The organism is Klebsiella quasipneumoniae subsp. quasipneumoniae (assembly GCF_020525925.1).
GTDB lineage: Bacteria > Pseudomonadota > Gammaproteobacteria > Enterobacterales > Enterobacteriaceae > Klebsiella > Klebsiella quasipneumoniae.
In genome coordinates, this window is the sequence record NZ_CP084876.1 from 648138 (window position 1) to 669776 (window position 21639).

General features: G+C 53.3%; 23 protein-coding genes and 1 pseudogene. 17 read left to right on the top strand and 7 right to left on the bottom strand.

The window, feature by feature from the left end:
• Positions 1-230 precede the first annotated feature (230 nt).
• Genes LGM20_RS03180 through LGM20_RS03200 form a run of 5 tightly spaced genes read left to right on the top strand, consistent with a single transcriptional unit; the run spans position 231 to position 5616 of the window.
• Complete coding sequence (locus LGM20_RS03180; protein ID WP_023291059.1) at positions 231-1898, top strand: propanediol/glycerol family dehydratase large subunit; 1668 nt, start codon at positions 231-233, stop codon at positions 1896-1898.
• A 12-nt stretch (positions 1899-1910) separates the two neighbouring features.
• On the top strand, positions 1911-2495 hold the full coding sequence (locus LGM20_RS03185) for a propanediol/glycerol family dehydratase medium subunit (RefSeq protein WP_023291058.1): 585 nt from the start codon (positions 1911-1913) through the stop codon (positions 2493-2495).
• Between the two features lie 2 nt (positions 2496-2497).
• Entirely contained in the window at positions 2498-2923 is a 426-nt protein-coding gene (locus LGM20_RS03190) for a glycerol dehydratase small subunit DhaB3 (RefSeq protein WP_044524802.1), read from the top strand.
• A 12-nt stretch (positions 2924-2935) separates the two neighbouring features.
• Positions 2936-4759 carry a diol dehydratase reactivase subunit alpha gene (locus LGM20_RS03195; protein ID WP_044524801.1) on the top strand — a complete coding sequence of 608 codons (1824 nt, stop codon included), beginning with the start codon at positions 2936-2938 and terminating at the stop codon, positions 4757-4759.
• 53 nt (positions 4760-4812) lie between these two features.
• Positions 4813-5616 (top strand): MIP/aquaporin family protein, encoded by an 804-nt coding sequence (locus LGM20_RS03200; protein ID WP_044524799.1) that lies wholly within the window; start codon positions 4813-4815, stop codon positions 5614-5616.
• A gap of 68 nt (positions 5617-5684) precedes the next feature.
• On the opposite strand, the gene hdeB is transcribed toward LGM20_RS03200, so the two are convergent.
• Both hdeB and LGM20_RS03210 read right to left on the bottom strand, forming a co-directional pair.
• On the bottom strand, positions 5685-5990 hold the full coding sequence (gene hdeB / locus LGM20_RS03205) for an acid-activated periplasmic chaperone HdeB (RefSeq protein WP_044524798.1): 306 nt from the start codon (positions 5988-5990) through the stop codon (positions 5685-5687).
• 26 nt (positions 5991-6016) lie between these two features.
• The gene (locus LGM20_RS03210) at positions 6017-6592 is read right to left on the bottom strand and encodes an HdeD family acid-resistance protein (protein ID WP_044524797.1); all 576 of its coding nucleotides are present in this window, start codon (positions 6590-6592) and stop codon (positions 6017-6019) included.
• Positions 6593-6832: 240 nt separating this feature from the next.
• On the opposite strand from LGM20_RS03210, the gene LGM20_RS03215 reads away from it, so the two are divergent.
• A complete protein-coding gene (locus LGM20_RS03215) occupies positions 6833-7495 on the top strand; it encodes a YfdX family protein (protein WP_072096602.1) in 663 nt (220 codons plus the stop codon).
• Between the two features lie 90 nt (positions 7496-7585).
• Here the strand turns inward: LGM20_RS03215 and LGM20_RS03220 are convergent.
• Both LGM20_RS03220 and evgA read right to left on the bottom strand, forming a co-directional pair.
• Positions 7586-10828, bottom strand: a pseudogene (locus LGM20_RS03220) (ATP-binding protein).
• Positions 10829-10832: 4 nt separating this feature from the next.
• Entirely contained in the window at positions 10833-11447 is a 615-nt protein-coding gene (gene evgA, locus LGM20_RS03225; protein ID WP_023291050.1) for an acid-sensing system DNA-binding response regulator EvgA, read from the bottom strand.
• A gap of 302 nt (positions 11448-11749) precedes the next feature.
• On the opposite strand from evgA, the gene LGM20_RS03230 reads away from it, so the two are divergent.
• Positions 11750-12115: an HdeA/HdeB family chaperone gene (locus LGM20_RS03230; protein WP_072096603.1), complete on the top strand. Its 366-nt coding sequence runs from the start codon at positions 11750-11752 to the stop codon at positions 12113-12115.
• 179 nt (positions 12116-12294) lie between these two features.
• Here LGM20_RS03230 and LGM20_RS03240 read toward each other — a convergent pair whose 3' ends face one another.
• On the bottom strand, positions 12295-13140 hold the full coding sequence (locus LGM20_RS03240) for an MBL fold metallo-hydrolase (RefSeq protein ID WP_044524796.1): 846 nt from the start codon (positions 13138-13140) through the stop codon (positions 12295-12297).
• 749 nt (positions 13141-13889) lie between these two features.
• Here LGM20_RS03240 and LGM20_RS03245 point away from each other — a divergent pair.
• The 4 genes from LGM20_RS03245 (at position 13890) to LGM20_RS03260 (ending at position 18085) form a co-directional block, all read left to right on the top strand.
• Positions 13890-14810: a Fe(II)-2OG oxygenase family protein gene (locus tag LGM20_RS03245; protein WP_050533727.1), complete on the top strand. Its 921-nt coding sequence runs from the start codon at positions 13890-13892 to the stop codon at positions 14808-14810.
• An 11-nt stretch (positions 14811-14821) separates the two neighbouring features.
• A complete protein-coding gene (locus tag LGM20_RS03250) occupies positions 14822-15634 on the top strand; it encodes a sulfite exporter TauE/SafE family protein (RefSeq protein ID WP_224222703.1) in 813 nt (270 codons plus the stop codon).
• Between the two features lies 1 nt (position 15635).
• Positions 15636-16208, top strand: coding sequence for a GNAT family N-acetyltransferase (locus LGM20_RS03255; protein WP_044524795.1), 573 nt, complete (start codon positions 15636-15638; stop codon positions 16206-16208).
• A gap of 413 nt (positions 16209-16621) precedes the next feature.
• On the top strand, positions 16622-18085 hold the full coding sequence (locus tag LGM20_RS03260) for a PDDEXK family nuclease (protein WP_148673950.1): 1464 nt from the start codon (positions 16622-16624) through the stop codon (positions 18083-18085).
• Positions 18086-18087: 2 nt separating this feature from the next.
• On the opposite strand, the gene LGM20_RS03265 is transcribed toward LGM20_RS03260, so the two are convergent.
• Both LGM20_RS03265 and LGM20_RS03270 read right to left on the bottom strand, forming a co-directional pair.
• Positions 18088-19089, bottom strand: a complete 1002-nt coding sequence (locus LGM20_RS03265) for a phage integrase (RefSeq protein WP_044524794.1) — start codon at positions 19087-19089, stop codon at positions 18088-18090.
• On the bottom strand, positions 19089-19664 hold the full coding sequence (locus LGM20_RS03270) for a phage repressor protein CI (protein WP_044524792.1): 576 nt from the start codon (positions 19662-19664) through the stop codon (positions 19089-19091). Before LGM20_RS03270 ends, LGM20_RS03265 begins: the two co-directional genes overlap by 1 nt.
• Positions 19665-19793: 129 nt before the next feature.
• Between LGM20_RS03270 and LGM20_RS03275 the strand changes: the two genes are divergently transcribed.
• The 6 genes from LGM20_RS03275 to LGM20_RS03300 all read left to right on the top strand — a co-directional run bounded on the left by LGM20_RS03275 (position 19794) and on the right by LGM20_RS03300 (position 21623).
• On the top strand, positions 19794-20057 hold the full coding sequence (locus LGM20_RS03275; RefSeq protein ID WP_010835444.1) for a hypothetical protein: 264 nt from the start codon (positions 19794-19796) through the stop codon (positions 20055-20057).
• A gap of 30 nt (positions 20058-20087) precedes the next feature.
• A complete protein-coding gene (locus tag LGM20_RS03280; RefSeq protein WP_039818858.1) occupies positions 20088-20597 on the top strand; it encodes a phage regulatory CII family protein in 510 nt (169 codons plus the stop codon).
• Between the two features lie 7 nt (positions 20598-20604).
• Positions 20605-20805: a phage filamentation protein Fil family protein gene (locus LGM20_RS03285; protein WP_023343330.1), complete on the top strand. Its 201-nt coding sequence runs from the start codon at positions 20605-20607 to the stop codon at positions 20803-20805.
• Entirely contained in the window at positions 20769-21107 is a 339-nt protein-coding gene (locus tag LGM20_RS03290) for a DUF5347 domain-containing protein (RefSeq protein ID WP_000963463.1), read from the top strand. Before LGM20_RS03285 ends, LGM20_RS03290 begins: the two co-directional genes overlap by 37 nt.
• 67 nt (positions 21108-21174) lie before the next feature.
• Positions 21175-21402, top strand: coding sequence for a DUF2732 domain-containing protein (locus LGM20_RS03295; RefSeq protein WP_044524787.1), 228 nt, complete (start codon positions 21175-21177; stop codon positions 21400-21402).
• A complete protein-coding gene (locus LGM20_RS03300; RefSeq protein WP_044524785.1) occupies positions 21402-21623 on the top strand; it encodes a TraR/DksA family transcriptional regulator in 222 nt (73 codons plus the stop codon). Before LGM20_RS03295 ends, LGM20_RS03300 begins: the two co-directional genes overlap by 1 nt.
• Positions 21624-21639: the final 16 nt, after the last annotated feature.

The following is a 21639-nucleotide window of genomic DNA, read 5'->3' on the forward strand; positions in this document are numbered from 1 at the left end:
ATTTATATCAATGCTGGCGATCACATTTTTTATTTTAGCCGTTGCGGCGGGGTTTCATAGTGAAACTGTTTGCCGATTTAACGTGCCAGATTGAAACAAAATTAATTTTATTTTTTTCACCAGTGGCTCCTTTAAAGTTCCGCTATTGCCGGTAATGGCCGGGCGGGCAGCGACGCTGGCCCGGCGTGTTCGCTACCGTCTGCGGATTTCACCTTTTGAGCCCATGAACAATGAAAAGATCAAAACGATTTGCAGTACTGGCCCAGCGCCCCGTCAATCAGGACGGGCTGATTGGCGAGTGGCCTGAAGAGGGACTGATCGCCATGGAAAGCCCCTTTGACCCGGTCTCGTCGGTCAAAGTGGAAAACGGTCGGATCGTCGAGCTGGACGGCAAGCGCCGGGACCAGTTTGATATGATCGACCGGTTTATCGCCGACTACGCGATCAACATTGAGCGCACGGAGCAGGCGATGCGTCTGGAGGCGCTGGAGATAGCCCGCATGCTGGTGGATATCCACGTCAGCCGGGAGGAGATCATCGCCATCACCACCGCCATCACGCCGGCCAAAGCGGTTGAAGTCATGGCGCAGATGAACGTGGTGGAGATGATGATGGCGCTGCAAAAGATGCGCGCCCGCCGAACGCCCTCCAACCAGTGCCATGTCACCAACCTGAAGGATAATCCGGTGCAGATTGCCGCCGACGCCGCCGAGGCCGGGATCCGCGGCTTCTCCGAGCAGGAGACCACGGTCGGTATTGCGCGCTATGCCCCGTTTAACGCCCTGGCGCTGCTGGTCGGCTCGCAGTGCGGCCGCCCCGGCGTGTTGACGCAATGCTCGGTGGAAGAGGCCACCGAGCTGGAGCTGGGCATGCGTGGCTTAACCAGTTACGCCGAGACGGTGTCAGTCTACGGCACCGAGGCGGTATTTACCGACGGCGATGACACCCCATGGTCAAAGGCGTTCCTCGCCTCGGCCTACGCCTCCCGGGGGCTGAAAATGCGCTACACCTCCGGCACCGGCTCCGAAGCGCTGATGGGCTATTCGGAGAGCAAGTCGATGCTCTACCTCGAATCGCGTTGCATCTTCATTACCAAAGGCGCCGGGGTGCAGGGTCTACAGAACGGGGCGGTGAGCTGCATCGGCATGACCGGCGCCGTGCCCTCGGGCATTCGGGCGGTGCTGGCGGAAAATCTGATCGCCTCCATGCTCGACCTCGAAGTGGCCTCGGCCAACGACCAGACCTTCTCCCACTCGGATATCCGCCGCACCGCGCGCACCCTGATGCAGATGCTGCCGGGCACCGACTTTATTTTCTCCGGCTACAGCGCGGTGCCGAACTACGACAACATGTTCGCCGGCTCGAACTTCGATGCGGAAGATTTTGATGATTACAACATCCTGCAGCGCGACCTGATGGTTGACGGTGGACTGCGTCCAGTGACCGAGGCGGAAACCATCGCCATTCGCCAGAAAGCGGCGCGGGCGATCCAGGCGGTCTTTCGCGAGCTGGGGCTGCCGCCGATCGCCGACGAGGAGGTGGAGGCCGCCACCTACGCGCACGGCAGCAACGAGATGCCGCCGCGTAACGTGGTGGAGGACCTGAGCGCGGTGGAAGAGATGATGAAGCGCAATATTACCGGCCTCGATATTGTCGGCGCGCTGAGCCGCAGCGGCTTTGAGGATATCGCCAGCAATATTCTCAATATGCTGCGCCAGCGGGTCACCGGCGATTACCTGCAGACCTCGGCCATTCTCGATCGACAGTTCGAGGTGGTGAGCGCGGTCAACGACATCAATGACTATCAGGGGCCGGGCACCGGCTATCGCATCTCCGCCGAACGCTGGGCGGAGATCAAAAATATTCCGGGCGTGGTCCAGCCCGACACCATTGAATAAGGCGGTATTCCTGTGCAACAGACAACCCAAATTCAGCCCTCTTTTACCCTGAAAACCCGCGAGGGCGGGGCGGCTTCTGCCGATGAACGCGCCGATGAAGTGGTGATCGGCGTCGGCCCCGCCTTCGATAAACACCAGCATCACACCCTGATCGATATGCCCCATGGCGCGATCCTTAAAGAGCTGATTGCCGGGGTGGAGGAAGAGGGACTTCACGCCCGAGTGGTGCGCATTTTGCGCACGTCCGACGTCTCCTTTATGGCCTGGGATGCGGCGAACCTGAGCGGCTCGGGGATCGGCATCGGTATCCAGTCGAAGGGGACCACGGTCATCCATCAGCGCGATCTGCTGCCGCTCAGCAACCTGGAGCTGTTCTCCCAGGCGCCGCTGCTGACGCTGGAGACCTACCGGCAGATTGGCAAAAACGCCGCGCGCTATGCGCGCAACGAGTCACCTTCGCCGGTGCCGGTGGTGAACGACCAGATGGTGCGGCCGAAATTTATGGCCAAAGCCGCCCTGTTTCATATCAAAGAGACCAAACATGTGGTGCAGGACGCCGAGCCCGTCACCCTGCACGTCGACTTAGTAAGGGAGTGACCATGAGCGAGAAAACCATGCGCGTGCAGGATTATCCGTTAGCCACCCGCTGCCCGGAGCATATCCTGACGCCCACCGGCAAACCATTGACCGACATCACCCTCGAGAAAGTGCTCTCTGGCGAGGTGGGCCCGCAGGATGTGCGGATCTCCCGGCAAACCCTTGAGTACCAGGCGCAGATTGCCGAGCAGATGCAGCGCCATGCGGTGGCGCGCAATTTTCGCCGCGCGGCGGAGCTTATCGCCATCCCTGACGAGCGCATTCTGGCTATCTATAACGCGCTGCGCCCGTTCCGCTCCTCGCAGGCGGAGCTGCTGGCGATCGCCGACGAGCTTGAGCACACCTGGCGTGCGACGGTGAATGCCGCCTTTGTCCGGGAGGCGGCGGAAGTGTATCAGCAGCGGCATAAGCTGCGTAAAGGAAGCTAAGCGGAGGTCAGCATGCCGTTAATAGCCGGGATTGATATCGGCAACGCCACCACCGAGGTGGCGCTGGCGTCCGACGACCCGCAGGCGAGGACGTTTGTTGCCAGCGGGATCGTCGCGACGACGGGCATGAAAGGGACGCGGGACAATATCGCCGGGACCCTCGCCGCGCTGGAGCAGGCTCTGGCGAAAACGCCATGGTCAATGCGCGATGTGTCTCGCATCAATCTTAACGAAGCCGCGCCGGTCATTGGCGATGTGGCGATGGAGACCATCACCGAGACCATTATCACCGAGTCAACCATGATCGGTCATAACCCGCAGACCCCGGGCGGGGTGGGCGTCGGCGTGGGGACGACCATCGCCCTCGGCCGGCTGGCGACGCTGCCGGCGGCGCAGTATGCCGAGGGGTGGATCGCGCTGATTGACGACGCTGTCGATTTCCTTGACGCCGTGTGGTGGCTCAATGAGGCGATCGACCGCGGGATCAACGTGGTGGCGGCGATCCTCAAAAAGGACGACGGCGTGCTGGTGAACAACCGCCTGCGCAAAACCCTGCCGGTGGTGGATGAAGTGACGCTCCTGGAGCACGTGCCCGAGGGGGTGATGGCGGCGGTGGAGGTAGCCGCGCCGGGGCAGGTGGTGCGGATCCTGTCGAATCCCTACGGCATCGCCACCTTCTTTGGGCTGAGCCCGGAGGAGACCCAGGCCATCGTCCCCATCGCCCGCGCGCTGATTGGCAACCGCTCAGCGGTGGTGCTCAAGACCCCCCAGGGCGACGTGCAGTCGCGGGTGATCCCGGCGGGCAAGATCTACATCAGCGGCGAAAAGCGCCGTGGAGAAGCCGATGTCGCCGAGGGCGCGGAGGCGATCATGCAGGCGATAAGCGCCTGCGCTCCGGTACGCGACATCCGCGGCGAACCGGGCACCCACGCCGGCGGCATGCTCGAGCGGGTGCGCAAGGTGATGGCGTCCCTGACCGGCCATGAGATGAGCGCGATCTACATCCAGGATCTGCTGGCGGTGGATACATTTGTTCCGCGCAAGGTGCAGGGCGGGATGGCTGGGGAGTGCGCCATGGAGAATGCCGTCGGGATAGCGGCGATGGTGAAATCGGATCGTCTGCAGATGCAGGTTATCGCCCGTGAGCTGAGCGCCCGACTCCAGACTGAGGTGGTCGTGGGCGGCGTGGAAGCCAACATGGCCATCGCCGGGGCGTTAACCACGCCGGGCTGTGCGGCGCCGCTGGCGATCCTCGACCTCGGCGCCGGTTCGACGGATGCGGCGATCGTCAGCGCGGAGGGGCAGATCGCCGCGGTGCATCTCGCCGGGGCGGGAAATATGGTCAGCCTGCTGATTAAAACCGAGCTGGGTCTCGAGGATCTTTCGCAGGCGGAAGCGATAAAAAAATACCCGCTGGCCAAAGTGGAAAGCCTGTTCAGTATCCGCCACGAGAATGGCGCAGTGGAGTTCTTCCGGGAAGCCCTCAGCCCGGCGGTGTTCGCCAAAGTGGTGTACATCAAGGAGGGCGAACTAGTGCCGATCGATAACGCCAGCCCGCTGGAAAAAATTCGTCTTGTGCGCCGCCAGGCGAAGGAGAAAGTGTTTGTTACCAACTGTCTGCGCGCGCTGCGCCAGGTCTCCCCCGGCGGTTCCATTCGCGATATCGCCTTTGTGGTGCTGGTGGGCGGCTCATCGCTGGATTTTGAAATCCCGCAGCTGATCACCGACGCCCTGTCGCACTACGGCGTGGTCGCCGGGCAGGGCAACATTCGGGGAACAGAAGGGCCGCGCAATGCGGTCGCCACCGGGCTGGTGCTGGCCGGACATGCCGATTAAGCCGGCGCTCGCGCCAGCCTCTCTCTATAACGTGCTATTTCAGGATGCCAATGATGAACCAGACTTCTAGCTTAACCGGGCAGTGCGTGGCCGAGTTTCTTGGCACCGGACTGCTCATTTTCTTCGGCGCGGGCTGTGTCGCTGCGCTGCGGGTCGCCGGAGCCAGCTTTGGCCAGTGGGAAATCAGTATTATCTGGGGCCTCGGCGTCGCCATGGCCATCTATCTGACGGCCGGCGTCTCCGGCGCGCACCTTAATCCGGCCGTCACCATTGCCCTGTGGTTGTTCGCCTGTTTTGAACGCCGTAAAGTACTGCCGTTTATTGTCGCCCAGACGGCCGGGGCATTCTGCGCCGCCGCCCTGGTGTACGGGCTCTATCGTCAGCTGTTTCTCGATCTTGAACAGAGCCAGCATATCGTTCGCGGTACCGTCGCCAGCCTTAACCTGGCCGGGGTTTTTTCCACCTACCCGCATCCGCATATCACCTTTTGGCAGGCGTTTGCCGTAGAGACCACCATCACGGCGATCCTGATGGCGATGATCATGGCTCTGACCGACGACGGCAATGGCATCCCGCGCGGGCCGCTGGCACCGTTGCTGATTGGCTTGCTGATCGCCGTGATCGGCGCGTCGATGGGGCCGCTAACCGGCTTTGCGCTGAATCCGGCGCGTGATTTTGGCCCTAAACTGTTTACCAGTCTGGCCGGCTGGGGCGCGATGGCCTTTACCGGCGGGCAGTCGATACCCTACTTTTGGGTGCCGCTGCTGGCGCCGGTGGTGGGGGCGATTATGGGAGCGTTTTTATACCGCAAGCTTATCGGCCACCATCTGCCGTGCGAATGCGCTAGCGATGAGTGAGACGGGGCCCGCCGCATCACGGCGGGCAACGAGGTTAACTTCCCCCGGCGAGTCGCCGGGGATCAGGGTTATTTCTTGATGACCGCATTGAGCTCGCCGAGTTTGGCGGCGGGGTTCTTGTGGCACTGCTGCAACATTTTCGGCACCGAAACGGTCTCGAATTCATGCCAGTCGACGTAGTCCCCGCCGCTGAAGTCGGTGTTGCGGTTCACCACCCAGAAGGCCACCGGGGTCATGCTTTTTGGGTTCATATCCATAAACTCCTGACAGGTCATATTCTGCGGTGTGGTTTCCAGAACCGCGAACGCCGGGCTGGTCATCAGACAGAATGTGGTGGCCGCTACGGTCAGTACGAGTGCTTTAGGCAAATTCATTTTCTTCTCCAGTGACAAAATAGGGCTTAAGCCTGGGCGTGCTTCATTTTATTGCGCAGGACCAGCAAGCCGATGGCGCTAAATATCATTTCAACGCCGATAAAGGCGGTAATAAATATCCAGCTTTGCTGCGGATTCATGACCAGCCACAGGCAGGCGATAAGTAAATCCAACAGGCCGATAAAAATATTCCAGCCGGCGCCGCTTTGTTTTCGGGTTTGACATCCGTTGACGATGCGGGAAATACCGCCGAGAACAAATAAAAAGCCGAATAAGAGGGCCAGGCTGCTCATGCCGTTAAGAGGATTAACGACAAAGCTCAGACCGAGCACGATCCAGGCGATGGCGAAGATCAGCGCCACCAGGCGTGATTTCCAGTGCTGCTGGCGGAAGACGATCAGGCTGTACAGTGAGTAGAAGCCGCAGATCATCAACAACATGCCGGTCACCGTGGCGAGATACCAGCCGGCGACCAGCGGCCAGGCCAGGCAACAGGCCCCGCAGATAAACAGCAGCGCGGCCATCAAGCCGGCATGCCGTTTATATCGAATCAAGACGCGTGGGTTAAACGCATTTAAGGTGTAATGGCTAAACATAAACATAATTGCTCCGCAGATCCCGGTTGCCGGCCTGACGCTGAATATAATGCGTCATGCTTTATTCAGCGGGCCAAAAGAAAGGTCTGAGGAAAATAGTAGGCCGCTCTATCGGTAGGCGTAAATAAGAGCGCTGAGGTGACTTTATACGCCTTGTCTGACAGCTGTCAGACAAGGCCCGCAATATTCCTTCCGGGCTCTGATTCTCAATGCCCAAGATATTTTTTAAGCTGGCTGCGTTTGGTGATGCTTACCGATTTTAATCAGGAGTTAACGATGAAAAAAGTCATTCTGGCGAGCCTGCTGGCAACCATGATGGGTACCTCTCCGGTGTGGGCAGCAGATAGCGCGACGGCAGCGCCAGCCGCGGCAGCCACAGCGCAGGTGCAGAAAGAAGCCGCCGATGTGCTGCAGGTGGCGGTGCAGGGTGCGAACGCGATGCGCGACGTCCAGTTCGCCCGTCTGGCGCTGTTCCATGGCCAGCCGGATAGCGCGAAAAAACTGACTGACGACGCCGCCGCGCTGCTGGCCGCCGATGACGCCAGCTGGGCGAAGTTTGTGAAAACCGATGCTAAAGCCAAAATGATCGCCGATCGCTATGTGGTCATTAACGCCTCTATCGCTCTGTCTGAAGACTATGTAGCCACGCCGGAAAAAGAGAGTGCCATTAAATCCGCTAACGAAAAACTGGCGAAAGGCGATCAGAAAGGGGCTATCGATACCCTCCGTCTGGCCGGTATTGGCGTAATTGAGAACCAGTATCTGATGCCGCTCAACCAGACCCGTAAGGCGGTGGCGCAGGCGCAAGACCTGCTGAAAGCTGGAAAATATTACGAAGCGAATCTGGTGCTGAAAGGCGCTGAAGAGGGCATCGTGGTGGACAGCGAGATGCTGGTGGCAGGCAACTGATACCTGTTCCACCCTGAGAGAGCGCAGAGGGAGAAACTGACAAGGATGTCCCCTTAACGGTCGGGCAGGCGGACTGCCCGACCGGAACGGCTAGCGGCCGATCAGGGCGTCGATTTCGCCATCGATCTCGCGCATGACGCCGGTGATGCGCTGTACCACCTCCAGACAGCTTGCCGGCGTTAGCGAGTCAGGCCGCTTCGCCTCAAAAGGGGCGCACAGCGCTTGCAGCGCAGTAATCCCCAGAATTTGCGCTGAACCGTGCAGACGGTGCAGCGCTCGCAGAAAGATCTGCGGCTCATGCCGGGCGATTGCCTGTCCGGCAGCCTGTAAATCCGCGGCCGACGCATCGCGGAACGTCTCCAGCATCTCAGTCATCAGCGCCTGGTCTCCCCCGGTATTTTCGGTCAGCACGCTGAGCCGCAGGTGTCGGGCGACGTTTGGCGATGCGTGGCCCACCGCTAAACGGCTCAGCTCGTGGCTCAGCGTCTGAACCGACACCGGCTTAAACAGACACATATTCATGCCGCTGGCCAGACAGGCCTCCCGCGACTGCGGCAGCGCGCTGGCGGTCACCCCCCAAATCATCAGGTCCGGGTAGCGCCGACGTAGCGACGCCGCCAGCGCCAGGCCATCTTTCTTCGGCATATTGAGGTCCGTGATCAGCAGATCGTAATGTTTGCCAGCGAGCTTATTCTCCGCCTCTTCACCGTCGCAGGCTTCATCGACGCTATAGCCGATAGTGCTGAGCTGGCGCTTGAGCAGCAGCCGGTTGGTGGGATGGTCGTCGGCTATCAATATCGACAGCCCGGGCAAGACCTGCTGCCTGGCCGGCAACGCCTTCGGCGCGCGAACGGCGCAGCGACTCACCTTGACTGGCAGGATGATGGTGAAGGTGGTCCCCACGCCAGGATGGCTAACCATCTCCAGTCGGCCCTGCATGAGTGCGACCAGCTCCTGGCAAATGACCAGACCCAGGCCGGAACCGGTCTGTTTGCGCCCCTGGCGCGCCTGGGCATAACGGTGAAAGAGAGTGGTCTGCTCTTCTTCGCCGATCCCGCAGCCGCTGTCGCTAATGATGAGGGTCAGCTCCCCCTGCGTCTCATCCGCTTGCGTCAGCTGGCAGTCGACCTGAATCGCGCCCTCGGTGGTAAACTTCAGCGCATTGCCGATGAGATTATTGAGGATTTGCCGCAGCGCCTGCGGGTCGATCCACAGCATGGTCCCCTCCTGTAGCGCGTTATGGTCGTGGAGCGCGATCCCCTTTTGCTGCGCCAGCGCGCCGAAGGTGTGACACTGCTGCGACACGACCTGTGCGACCTCGCTCTACTGCGGGGTGATCTGGTATTTTCCCGACTCAATCTTGTCGATATCGAGAATATTACCGATCAGCCCCAGCAGGGTTTGCGCCGTCGACCCCGCCAGCTCGATCGCCTCTTTACGCTGACCGACGTTCAGCTCCGGTTTCGCCAGCAGTTCCAGAAAGCCGACGATGGCGCTCACCGGCGTGCGCAGCTCGTGGCTCATGCTGGCCAGAAAGCGACTCTTGGCTTTTGTCGCCTGAATTGCTTTGTCTTTTTCCCGCTCCAGGGCGCAGGAGAGGGCCTCCTTCTGCGCCAGCTCCTCCTCCAGCCGCTGCTGAGAGTCTTTACGTTTGCGCACTTCCCGGCACAGGGAGAGTCCCCACCCGAGGCTGATGGCGATCAGCACCAGCGCGAAGGCGATCAGCTGGTAAAACTGGCGGCTGTACTGGCTCCAGTTCTCTATTTGCTGGCTGGAAATTTTCGACCACTTCTCGGTCATCTGCAGAATATCCCGCGGCGGAATGGCCTGCAGCGCTTTGCTGAGGATGGCGGCCAGCACCGGCTCATCGCGCGGGATCGCCAGCCGAATGGCGGCGACCGGGAGTCCGTCGATGCGGGCGTAGTGCAGACCCTGTGGATAATAGTGGTCGATCATATAGCGGGCGGAAAGCTCCGACGCTACCGCGGCATCCACCTCGCCTTCCTCCACCATCTTCATCGCGACGCCAACATTATCCGTCTCCACCCAGTCAACCTGCGGAAAGCGCGCTTTCAGGTCGTGGGCGGCGATTGGCCCCACTGGCAGGGCGATCCGCGCCGGGCGGGCCAGCAGATGTGGGTCGGGGGCGCTGCCGCGGGCGACCAGCACAAAAGCCACGTTAATCAGCGGGTCGCTGAGGGTGACGTAGGCCTGCGGCTGTGGGGTCAGAGTCGCGGCGGGCATGATCGCCCAGTCCTCTTTTTCCATCCGCTTTGCCAGATCCTGACGGTTGCGCACCAGGATGGGGTCAAACTGCAGCCCGGTCTGTAGCGAGAAAATATTCAGCATATCGGCCATAATGCCGCGCAGCTCGTCCTCGTCATCCACCAGAGTAAAAGGCGGAAAGTAGGGGTTGACCAGCAGGCGGACGCGACGATGCTTCTGTAGCCAGCGCTGCTCTTCGGCGCTAAAGGATAGCGGCGTATTGAGAAATGACAGATCGCCGCGGTTGAGCCAGTTTTGCATGATCCGCATCGCGGTATCGCTGTCGATAGCGTGGATAAAACGGTCAAGGAGCAGGTGCAGCGCCGGTCGATCCTCGCGGGTGACAAAGCGGTTGTGCTGCTCCTGCTGACGAAAATAGTGCGCGATGACCAGCGATTGCGAGAAATATTTCGAGATGCAGTGGCCGGTGGTGATGTTGTTGCCGATGAAATACTGATTCTCGCCGCTGACCACCGAGGCGAGAGCCTGATAGTCGCTATCGTAAAGGGTGATTTTGGCGTTGGGAAACGCCTGCTGAATGATATCGAAAAAGGCGCAATCGCGGGTGCAGGCCAGCGTGACGCGGCGGTCGGTGGTCAGCGGCGGCAGGGGGGATTTTAGCGAGGTGACCAGCGTCGGCCAGGTTTTGATCAGCGGTGCGGTGTGCGTCAGTCCCGGCGCGAGCGCATCCCGATGCGCCACCTGAGTGAGCAGGGTATCCACCTGGCGGTCGGCCAGGGCGGCCAGCGCCTGCTGCTCGGTGTCATATTGGCGGATAACCACCTTCAACCCGAGGCTGTGCGCCATTAGCGCCAGATAGTCGGCGTTAATCCCCTGATAGCTCTCCTCGTCGCTGTCGTAGACGATAGGCGTCATCTCAGGCAGCCAGGTGCCGACGGTCAGCGACGGCCGGGCGGCCAGCCAGACCTTTTCCGTATCGTTAAGCGGAATGTCGATTGCCGCAATGTGGGCATGGCTTTTCAGCTCCAGTTGCTTCATGGCAAACGCGGCGGGGGAGTGGCTTAGCGCCAGTCCGACAATCAGGGATAAAATAAGACGAACGACCATGGCATCACCCTATTTTATTGCGTTGCGCAAAGTCATAAAGCTCAAGCAGGGAGCTGCAGCCTAATTTATCCATCAGACGGACCTTATAGGTGCTGACCGTCTTATTGCTGATATTCATTTTGCTGCCGATGGTGGTGTAGTCGACGCCGCTGAGGATATAGCGGAAGACTTTCATCTCCTGCGTTGACAGCGTATCCAGCCGGTCCTGATCGGTGATGCCGTGGGTGCAGAAGCGCTCCAGTGAAAAGGGGAAATAGCTGTAGCCATTATTGGCCGCCTCGATCGCGGCGAGGATATTATTCATTCCCTCTTTTTTACTCACAAAACCATTGGCCCCGCAGTCGGCGCTGCGTTTGCCGTAGAACCGTTCATTTTTGGCGGAAATGACGATAATTTTTCCCTGGTAGCGGCGTTTGCGCAGCTGCTCAAGAACGTCGATGCCGCTGAGCTCCGGAATATCGACGTCAACGATCAGCAGGTCAGGCTGCATCGTTTCGGCGGCCTGCACCGCATGAGCGCCGCTGTCGAGCTCTGCCGCGACGGTAATACCGTTGGTATCGAGTAGGTTGCGAATGGCGATACGTGCCAATGGATGATCGTCAATGATTATCGCATTCATGGGGGCGTAAATCCTGATATGAAAAAGAAGGGCGATGTCTGGTGCAGGTGCGGCGGGGGTTATTTTTATCGATGCCGTAATAAGGCGCAATTGTAACACAAATCGTTTTCGCCCGGGGAAGATATTCTGGGCGAACCCTTCGCTGAATATATTTGCATATCTGGATGACAGCTGTAGGAACAGGCGTTCGCTTACTTCAGCGCTGTCTGGTATTAAAAAAAATGCAAACGATTAATCTGCTCTTTTTAAGGTGAGTTGCCGGGAATATCGTCCGGTGACAACTGGCAGGTAAAATAATAACAATGGCAAAAGTGAAGCTCGCCCTTTGGCAAAAATGGGTTTGGAAACGTCTAATGGCAGGAATAATACTCGTGGCAATGAGTAGCGCCGCGGTGGGAAAGGACGCCTCGCCCGCTGAGGCGCGGACGCGCGATATGATGCGCTGTCAGGATTATCTGCAGCTGGATCCGCGCACCTGGACGCCGATGGTGATCTGGCTGATGAACGATCCTTTTTCCCTGCAGCCGCCGGAGTGGACCGACTTCCATGAAGCCGAGCTGGTGCTGACGCCGATCCTCACCGAAATCTGCCGTCAGGAGCCAGATGCCTGGCTGACTTCGCTGCGTGAACGGCTCAATTCCTACCAGCAGGTGCGGTCGCTAAATTAAGCGACCGCGATAAAGCGGCAGAAAAAGTGATTAAATGTGCAGTTAGAAGCCCATTCCTGCGCCGGGGATCGGCAGCGGTCCGCTTTTTGCGACAGGGCGTCGCAGGCCTTGCTCGCTGGCGTCGGGTTGGCGCCGGCGCAAATGGCATCCAGAGGCGCTGTCATCTGCGCGCTTCACATTTATTTCCCGGCGGCAGAAAAATTCAGCGTTAATCCAACGCCGACCTCGTTAATTTTGATAAAACGCGCCAGGCTAACCTTCGCCGCAAGATCGGTACAATGGCATGGATAGACGGAGCCCGGGGACAATGCTTTAAGGTAATCCCCTGTCTGCGTGAGGCGATCTTCATCAGCATTTTGCAAATGGAACCCGCCAATGACCGAAACAATGTGATGTTCTCCGGTAACCTGTTTCGCATATTCAATAATGTTAGCTATTCCCGCGTGAGAACAGCCTGTGACTACCACCAGTCCATCTTCTGTCTTTATTGCCAGCGCAGAATCATCCATAACGTAATCATCAGTCATTTCGCCTTTCTCATCCACCGTTTGGCCTACAGGTGTCAGCATCTCGAATTTATTGTCCCTTGGTATTTGACCAAGGAAGATGATGTTTTCAGTGAGTGGATAAGGTTTTTGGCTGCAAATTTTGTTGAAGAAGAGATCATTTTTATCGAATCTGTAGTTTATCCCTATAGATTTTTCATCAAAATACTTTGGGCTTAATGCATCTGGATGGCAGATTAAGTTTATCTTTTTCTCGGGAGTGAAGTTGAGTCGATCATAATATTGGATTAAATGATTGAGTCCCCAGGTATGATCGTTATGGCCATGGGATAACACGATACTATCGATACTGGTCAAATCTATTTTCAACGTTTGCGCATTTTGCAGGAAAACATCTGAATATCCCGTATCGAAAAGGATTTTTTGATCATCATACTCAATCAGATAAGACACACCAGGTTCACCGATAAGGTACCTGTCAATGAATGTATTATTATCAACCAGAACCGTTAATTGCATCAATAAATCCTCGATGTGGCGCCTACAATATAAAAAACGACATCTTTCTATTCTGGGCTGGTGTATGCCACACTCATTGCGGATAAGCAATTCACCAACATTTGTCATGCATGCCAGGGCTGACCAGATGCCGCCGGGAAAAAGGATGAGCTTAACTAAAAAATTTGCATAGTGCCGTTTCTCGCTTGCGTTAGCCATTTATGCAATCGCGGCCATGCTCATCGCAAGGGAGACGGTAGTTATGCAATCGCTGTTTTTTATCCCTGACAACACAACCGGTCTATGGGGATACCGATATCGCGCCACGCCCTGATGGTCGACCAATCGAACGCTACCGTAAAGTCGGGCCGTTCGACATGAACGATCCTGAGGGCTGCAGGGATAGGAATGCGCAGTTGCCCACATCGCTGACCTGACTTGAGAAACGTCGTATCCAGTAGCGTTGCTAATATTGATATATCTTATTTCTATTTGTTATTAATGAATCATTGACAGTGTTTAGCTGAACTGATTCAGCTAATGGTTCACAGGATAATGTTTTGTAAAAATTATGTGATTAAAATTTAAAGGTTTGTAGTCAGCGCTAAAGATAGAAAGATCGTCTGGATTTTATCCGCTACCTTGAAGGGATTAATAAATCTGCGTTATAAATTAACCGCACTATTTAGAATGAAATGGAAATATCTGAATGAACAACTCAGAGAAATAGTGAAATAAATCTTATTATACTGGTAGCTTCAGGACAGGGTATGTTTATGAAGAATGGAATTATTCTATCAATCGCCGACCGTATCAAAGACGCGCTTCCCATACCAACAGACGAATTCAGGAAAAGGCTTGAAGAGGACTGTTATGTAATATGGAAATTGCCACACTTTGATGCACAAGAAATCACTCAAACCCCCGTTGTTCCCTCTTATGCTGATTATGTCGAGTCAAAAAATGCAGCGTTACATGGCGCTTATCTTTCTGCACATTTTCAGGCCGGCCTATGGCCCGTCGTCTATCAGGGCGAAAATAACGGACATCTTATAAGGCATGTCTGCCCGATGCTTCAGGCAGAAGAGAAAATAAGTTCTCAGGGGGCTAAGTATGACTTTTACCCGCATGTCGATAATCCCGATCTGTACATTACCGGCGAGACGCCGTCTAACCGACTTGGCGGCTGTCCTGACACTCTGAGTTTGTTGTGTCTCAGGAAAGAGGAAGGCGTTCACACCAGTCTGTTAAAACTGGATCAGATTCTGAAGAGACTTTCTGATAAGGATATCGCTATTCTTGCCAGCCCCGCCTTCAGGATTAAACGGCCAGCCAGCTTTACAGAGGGATCCAGTATTGAGAAGGTGCCGATTATTGTGAGCGACAACGGTGTCTGGTATTCACGATTTGACTGGCACAATACTCAAGGTATGACTCTCGAAGCCGAAGCCGCGCTGGAAAAAATGCGATTTATCACCCTGGAACATGACCTGTGGTTCAATGTTCCGCTGGAGCCAGGCTATGCAGTGACTTTTTTAAACCAAAGAACAATGCATACCAGAAATGCTTTTGAACCTCGTTTTGATGGCACGGACAGGTGGTTATTGCGGGTTTTTGCTATGAAACACAGACCAACTGATACGCAGCTTGTCGATTCTTCACTTTGTCTCCACCACCTGCGCACACTATAACGGAACAAAAAATGTCAGATTTAGTTAATCACTCAATGTTCATTGAGGGAAGCGTTATTGCTCATTACCTTATTCTCGGGGTGATCCTGCTGGTTATTGCCTCATTTATCGCGGGCTATATTGATGCGATTGCGGGCGGTGCTGGACTCGTGTTAATTCCAGCCTTTATCCTGACAGGGCTACCACCTCAGCTTGCGCTGGGACAGGAAAAACTGGTCAGTACTATAGGCACCATCGCTGCCATTAAGAACTTTGTTAAAAATAAGTCTGTTATCTGGCGCGTTATCCCTGCGGGATTAATTTCTGCCCTGGCGGGAGCCTATGTGGGCGCGAAGGTGATATTACTTTTGCCTGTGGAGACCTTATCGATCGTCATTGTGGTGCTATTACCCGTTGGTTTACTCGCAGCAACGATTAAGGGAAAAATTAAAGAGTCCGCAGACGACTCTGCCAGGACTAACTTTCTGGCAATCTTTGTAGTGTGTTTTATCGTGGGTTTTTATGATGGTTTTTTTGGCCCTGGGACCGGTAGCCTTTTCATCATTGCATTAACGGTTATTAATAAGTTTGGACTGCTGCAGGCATCCGCGACCAGCAAAATCTTTAATTTTGCATCCAATATAGGGGCGTTTGTTGCCTTTGCGATTGCCGGTAAGATGGCCTATTTAATCGGCATTCCGATGATTATTGCCAGCCTGGCTGGTAATCACATTGGCAGTCTGCATGCCATTAAAACCAATGGTGAAATTATCCGCAAAGTTCTCTTTGTCACCGTGGGTGCGATGATGGTGACGCTTTCAGTAAAATATTTTACAGGAGTGTGAAATGGCAATGGGCAATGAAAATATCGTCGTGCGGCTGGCGCAAGACTCTGACATTCCAGAGGTGAAACAACTGCTGGAGCGCTATCACGCAAAAAATCTTGCGGGAGAGCAACGGGCGAATGGATTTGTCACCACCGATATGACGGAGCAGCAGTTAAATGAACTGCGTTCAGTCGAAAGTGGTGTGGTGATTGCGGTTGATAGTACATGCGACAAGGTCATTGGCCTGTTGCTTGGTGGATCGTGGGAATTTCTCAGCCCCTGGCCCATGTTTAAATACATGGCAAGTATTCTCAATGAATATCACTACCAGGGAAAAAATCTGGATGCGGTTAGCTCATACCAGTATGGCCCCATCTGTGTCGCAGAAGAGTATCGTGGCCAGGGCGTAGGCGAGATGCTGCTTGAGTATCAACGCAAGGTGTTTGCACCGCGTTATCCCGTCATCGTTACCTTTGTCAATGTGCTGAACCCGCGCTCGTATGCATTTCATACCCGCAACCAGTTTGAGGACGTCGGTTTCTTTCACTTCAATGGCAATAAGTACCACATGATGGCGTTACCGACCTCCTGAGAGGTGGGCTGATACATTGCGGCAGACCCGGCGGGCGTCTTCGGCGCCTGCCGGCATAAGCGTAGGTCCAGGTTTGGCCGGTGGCTGACCGGATTCTGCTCTTTTCAGGGGCGTCTGGAAAAGGAAAAGGGCCTACGTTTTCACGTAAGCCCTTGATATCTGGTGGCCCCTGTTGGGTTTGAACCAACGACCAAGCGATTATGAGTTCCTACCTGAACAACCGAAAATCAATGGTTTGCGTTATTTATCATTGACATAGATTGCCATCATTTGCCAATGATTACCCATTATCAGCCATTTCTACCGCCACTTTATCGCCACTAAAATGCGCTATGTTTGTGAATGCAGTTACATACATATGGGTTAAAAAATAGTAAATTGGACATATCTTTTTTTCCACCCGAGGACATAAAGTGAACGAAAATAGCCATGATAAAAATGTTACTGAAGATGAGTACGCTGAATTTTGGAAGCATTTTAATGCGAGATATGACGATCCACTCGTGAAAGATGTAAAGAAAACATATCGATGGTTTGTTGAGGTTATGGGGGAAGAAAAATGGTTTGAGCGAAGAGATAATGTTCTGCGGTATTTTCGTACCCTCACTGAAAGGTTATATAGCAGTCAAACAGATGTTTCTTTACATGAAAAAGATTCGCGTATGGCCTTTTATGATGATTGGATCGCTTGGTATTTGTACCTTGCAGAATCACTTGCCGATCGCCCAACAGTTGATGAACCTGCACAATCCTCTAGAATTTTGCCGTTCTTTGCCACCATCGGAGAATTTAGCGAAGAGTTAAAGCGTACAAAAGGCATTGAAAATAAACTTAAAGATTTACTTATTAAACCTGAGAATCAACCAGACTCTGTCTTATTTGAATTAGTAGTTGCTGCCTGTTATATAAAAAATGGTTGGGAAGTAGAGTTTATACCTGAGTCAGGTGCAGGTAAAACACCAGACCTTCTGGTGAAGAAAGGAAATGATAAACTATATGTAGAATGTAAAAGGCTTGCAAAGGTAACTCAATATTCAGAAAATGAACGTATGGAATGGGTTAAAAGATGGCAGAAAGCTCTACCTTACATAATTTCTTACCCATATCCTGTTTTTTTTAATGTAAAGTTCAAATGTGAGGTCAATAGCACCAACCCTGATATTTTTTTGAATGTTGTTAGGCATTTATACGCCTCAAGAGATTTGATGCAATGCGGTGTTGTATGTTGTGAAAATGATGAAATATCAGTAGTTGCAAATTTAATTGATATGGACCGAGTAAATGAACACTTTGCCAAATGGATAGTAAAGTATCCTTCGCCACAACTTAACTATCTTTTAGATGATAACTATGAACCCCATGGTAGTTATACGATGGCATTACAGGCTAAACTTTGCACTTATAGCGAAGATGAATATAGTACAATTAATGTTTTTGCCGATGAGATAAGGAGACCTTTCTGTGCTAAATGGGAATGTATAGCAGATGAGTCGATTTCCAAAAAAGCTAAAGATGTTAAGGGGTTACTTGTGAAAGCTGTAAAGCAAGCCCCAAGTGATGGTAAAACAGTTATCCATATTGGATATGAAACATTACATGGCCCTCATGTCGAGGTGCTTCGTGATAAAAAAATTACTAATATGTTAGCTAATTTTGATTGCGAGGGTAAGGATATTGAGATTATATATTGCCACTCTTTCCAACCAAGGCTATTTTCAGATAACAATTGGGATTTTGCCGAAACTGTTAGGTATTATACAAGAGGTGTTAGCAAAAAGTATCTTTTGAAGAGAATGATGCTTTTGGAAAGAGAGGGTATTGTTGAGTCCAACGATACCCATTGGGAGCAAGATCTACGAGAAATGAATAATAAATAAGCCTAACTAAATGTATTTAATGGATTAAGCTTAACAGCGTCTTCTAGGTGGTCTGGAGCAAAATGTGCATACCGCATTGTCATTTTGATATCGGTATGCCCCAAAACGCGTTGTAAAACTAAAATATTACCACCATTCATCATAAAGTGACTGGCGAAGGTGTGGCGCAAAACGTGGGTAAGCTGCCCTGCCGGTAGTTCGATGCCTGTTCTTTCCAGAGCTGAGCGGAATGCGCCATAACAATCACTAAACAACCGGCCTTTTTTATCATCAGGCAGAGACTCATAGAGTTCTTTGCTGATTGGGACGGTGCGGTTTTTTCTGCCTTTCGTGTTGGTGTATGTGATTTTGTATTTCGCGAGTTGGCTTTTTCTCAGACTCTCGGCCTCTGACCACCGTGCGCCAGTGGCGAGACAAATTCTTACCACTGTTTCTAAATCAGGGTGGTCGTGCCGTTTACACTCTCCAAGTAGTTGCGAAATTTGGTCGTGAGTTAGCCAGGCCATTTCCATTTCTTCAATGCGGAATGGGCGCATATTTTTCAGTGGGTTTTCACCTTTCCATTCTCCGAGGCGGTTTAGCTCATTGAACACTGCCCGGAAGTAGGCCAGCTCAAGATTAAGCGTGCGAGGCGATACCTCTTTCACTCTGTTTGAACGGGCATGCTCACCTTTCAACCGTTTTTCTCGGTAGCGGGAAAACATCTGTGCATCGAAATCGCGTGCGAGTGGCTCGCCCATACACTCAAAAGCATGGTGCATGGCTAACTGACGTTTCAAGCCATCTTTCAGTGTAATGCCATGAGCGCTATACCATGAGTCAACCAGCTCTTTTAACGTGCGCCTGTCTTCCTTTTCTTCCTGCCACGGGTTTTGAACGGTGTACTGTTCAAACGCCAGAGCCTCGCCCTTGGTAGCGAATTTCTTTCTGATGCGTTTGCCTTTTGCACCGTTTGGGTAGAGCTCACAAATCCAACCGCCAGCTGGATTTTTACGCACAGTCATTAGTTAACCTCGCTGTATACACCCATCACGCGACCTAATGCTTTAATGTCATCAAATCCACATTCGAAGGGAACCTTGCCCCCTGCTACATGTAGTCTTCTGCCTGGCAATTTTGTTAATTCTCGAATGCTAATAGCACCTTCAATATCGACGAGCCATTCTCCGTCTGATAGGGATGCGTCTCGCTCGATGAAATGGAGTTTTCCGTCAGCGTAGACGGCAATTGGATTCGTAAGCGGCTTGCTAAAGAACTTGCCAGCAATACTCAAATCGCCATCACTAACCAGAGTCTCTTCACTTAATGTGAATTTCTCCACATTTTGGGTATCGGTATTCATGTTTCCGGTTGTAGGTGACCCTTTGCCGGTGAGCAGCCAAGCGAGATTTACGCCAGTTTCTAGGGCGCAATGCACAATAAAGTCATAAGAAATGGAATCGCGACTGTACCTGTTAGCAAGAGAGCTTGATGCAATTTCAAAGTGTCTAGCTAATTGAATTTTCTGAGAAAATCCGTAAGCCTCGCAAATCCTATCCAGCACTTCTTCATTGTTAAAACCAAGACCTTCAATTCTCATGTAGCTTTAACCTATTTACAAACTCCATTTTGGGAGCTATGTTAAGCCTAAACCTAGGCAATTAATGGCGAACGTTGGCAAACAGATGGCTATTAATTGCAATCTTTAGTAAAAGGGGAATCATGCAACATGGCTTCTGAAATCGCAATCATCAAAGTTCCTGCACCAATCGTTACTCTGCAACAATTCGCAGAGCTTGAGGGTGTTTCTGAACGCACCGCCTACCGCTGGACAACCGGCGACAACCCTTGTGTACCAATCGAACCACGCACCATCCGTAAAGGCTGCAAGAAAGCAGGTGGTCCGATTCGTATTTATTACGCACGCTGGAAAGAAGATCAGTTGCGTAAGGCGTTGGGCCATTCCCGTTTTCAACTCGTCATCGGCGCTTAATTCACTTTATGTGAATTGTAAGGATGAGACATGTTTGATTTTCAGGTTTCCAAACATCCCCATTATGACGAAGCGTGCAGGGCTTTTGCGCAGCGTCACAACATGGCGAAGCTGGCCGAGCGCGCTGGTATGAACGTTCAGACGTTACGTAACAAGCTCAACCCGGAACAGCCTCACCAGTTCACGCCGCCTGAATTGTGGCTGCTGACTGACCTGACCGAAGACTCAACCCTCGTTGATGGTTTTCTGGCGCAGATTCATTGTCTACCGTGCGTGCCGGTAAATGAGCTGGCTAAAGACAAATTGCAGTCTTATGTCATGCGAGCAATGAGTGAACTCGGCGAGCTGGCAAGCGGTGCGGTCTCTGATGAGCGCCTGACCTCTGCACGTAAGCACAACATGATTGAAAGCGTAAATGCTGGAATTCGCATGTTGTCATTGTCGGCTCTGGCGCTGCATGCGCGGCTTCAGGCTAACCCGGCAATGACAAGCGTTGTAGACACCATGAGCGGTCTCGGTGCCTCATTCGGTCTGATGTGAGGTGCTTATGTTGAATACTGAACCGTCATTCGCGTCTTTGCTTAAAAAGCAAAGTCCCGGCATGCACTATGGCCACGGCTGGATCGCAGGTAAGGATGGCAAGCGCTGGCACCCGAGCAGCTCACAGGCTGATTTACTGGCTGGTCTCTCCACTCAAAAGCAGGGGGAATCATGGCTATCGAAGCTGTTTCTGCGACTGTTCCGCTAAAAGCGGGTGAACGTCTGGCCGGTCTCAATCATGTGGCTGAATTGCGCGCGAGATATTGGGGCGATAGCTGGAAAGAGGTTGAACGTTTTGTCGATGATATGCGCGATAAACGTGACCCACAATTTGAAGAAAATAATCGGGCGCTGGCCGCTATTTTCTTTCTGGCAAAAATCCCGGCGGCTCGTCATGAGCTCGAATTAAGTGAGCTGACTACTGACGAGAAAAAGGCGCTTATTACAGCGATGAATCATTTTCGTGCAGTTGTGAGTTTATTTCCCAAACGGCTAACCATGCCGAATTAATCCAAACAGAAATTTAATGGCGTAAACCCGCCGGGCTTCTTATTGCCCGAAATCAGGAGAATAAATTATGCGTAATACCATAACCCGTAGTTTTAATACAGATAGCGATGCGCTGGCCGTATTGCTGACCGATGCCAAAAAAGAAGAACGTAAAGACCGCGCGCTCGCTGTTTCAATCCGTCTTGAGGCACTGGCGATACATATCACCAAAGAGGGGATGAGCGGTACCGAAGCCGCCGAACTGCTGCGCCGTGAAGCCACTCGCTTTGAGAATGAATCACAGGAGCTGCACTAATGGCCGACGCAATGGATTTAGCACAACTGCGCGAGCAGGAAGACCGCGAACGCCACATCAGCAACGCGCGTAGCCGTATCGCTGCACCTTCCCGTTTTCTCTGCGAAGAATGTGACGCACCAATCCCGGAAGCTCGCCGCATTGCGATTCCGGGGGGGGCCTTTTGCGTGACCTGTCAGGAGGTCACCGAATTGAAATCTAAACATTATCGGGGGGTATGACTTGGCGGTTCAATTC

Excerpts from the sequence above, each read along its gene's own strand:
- LGM20_RS03180 (WP_023291059.1), top strand. The coding sequence starts at position 231 with ATGAAAAGATCAAAACGATTTGCAGTACTGGCCCAGCGCCCCGTCAAT.
- LGM20_RS03190 (WP_044524802.1), top strand. The coding sequence starts at position 2,498 with ATGAGCGAGAAAACCATGCGCGTGCAGGATTATCCGTTAGCCACCCGC.
- LGM20_RS03195 (WP_044524801.1), top strand. The coding sequence starts at position 2,936 with ATGCCGTTAATAGCCGGGATTGATATCGGCAACGCCACCACCGAGGTG.
- LGM20_RS03200 (WP_044524799.1), top strand. The coding sequence starts at position 4,813 with ATGAACCAGACTTCTAGCTTAACCGGGCAGTGCGTGGCCGAGTTTCTT.
- hdeB (WP_044524798.1), bottom strand. The coding sequence starts at position 5,990 with ATGAATTTGCCTAAAGCACTCGTACTGACCGTAGCGGCCACCACATTC.
- LGM20_RS03210 (WP_044524797.1), bottom strand. The coding sequence starts at position 6,592 with ATGTTTATGTTTAGCCATTACACCTTAAATGCGTTTAACCCACGCGTC.
- LGM20_RS03215 (WP_072096602.1), top strand. The coding sequence starts at position 6,833 with ATGCTTACCGATTTTAATCAGGAGTTAACGATGAAAAAAGTCATTCTG.
- evgA (WP_023291050.1), bottom strand. The coding sequence starts at position 11,447 with ATGAATGCGATAATCATTGACGATCATCCATTGGCACGTATCGCCATT.
- LGM20_RS03230 (WP_072096603.1), top strand. The coding sequence starts at position 11,750 with ATGGCAAAAGTGAAGCTCGCCCTTTGGCAAAAATGGGTTTGGAAACGT.
- LGM20_RS03240 (WP_044524796.1), bottom strand. The coding sequence starts at position 13,140 with ATGCAATTAACGGTTCTGGTTGATAATAATACATTCATTGACAGGTAC.
- LGM20_RS03245 (WP_050533727.1), top strand. The coding sequence starts at position 13,890 with ATGTTTATGAAGAATGGAATTATTCTATCAATCGCCGACCGTATCAAA.
- LGM20_RS03250 (WP_224222703.1), top strand. The coding sequence starts at position 14,822 with ATGTCAGATTTAGTTAATCACTCAATGTTCATTGAGGGAAGCGTTATT.
- LGM20_RS03255 (WP_044524795.1), top strand. The coding sequence starts at position 15,636 with ATGGCAATGGGCAATGAAAATATCGTCGTGCGGCTGGCGCAAGACTCT.
- LGM20_RS03265 (WP_044524794.1), bottom strand. The coding sequence starts at position 19,089 with ATGACTGTGCGTAAAAATCCAGCTGGCGGTTGGATTTGTGAGCTCTAC.
- LGM20_RS03270 (WP_044524792.1), bottom strand. The coding sequence starts at position 19,664 with ATGAGAATTGAAGGTCTTGGTTTTAACAATGAAGAAGTGCTGGATAGG.
- LGM20_RS03275 (WP_010835444.1), top strand. The coding sequence starts at position 19,794 with ATGGCTTCTGAAATCGCAATCATCAAAGTTCCTGCACCAATCGTTACT.
- LGM20_RS03280 (WP_039818858.1), top strand. The coding sequence starts at position 20,088 with ATGTTTGATTTTCAGGTTTCCAAACATCCCCATTATGACGAAGCGTGC.
- LGM20_RS03285 (WP_023343330.1), top strand. The coding sequence starts at position 20,605 with ATGTTGAATACTGAACCGTCATTCGCGTCTTTGCTTAAAAAGCAAAGT.
- LGM20_RS03290 (WP_000963463.1), top strand. The coding sequence starts at position 20,769 with ATGGCTATCGAAGCTGTTTCTGCGACTGTTCCGCTAAAAGCGGGTGAA.
- LGM20_RS03295 (WP_044524787.1), top strand. The coding sequence starts at position 21,175 with ATGCGTAATACCATAACCCGTAGTTTTAATACAGATAGCGATGCGCTG.
- LGM20_RS03300 (WP_044524785.1), top strand. The coding sequence starts at position 21,402 with ATGGCCGACGCAATGGATTTAGCACAACTGCGCGAGCAGGAAGACCGC.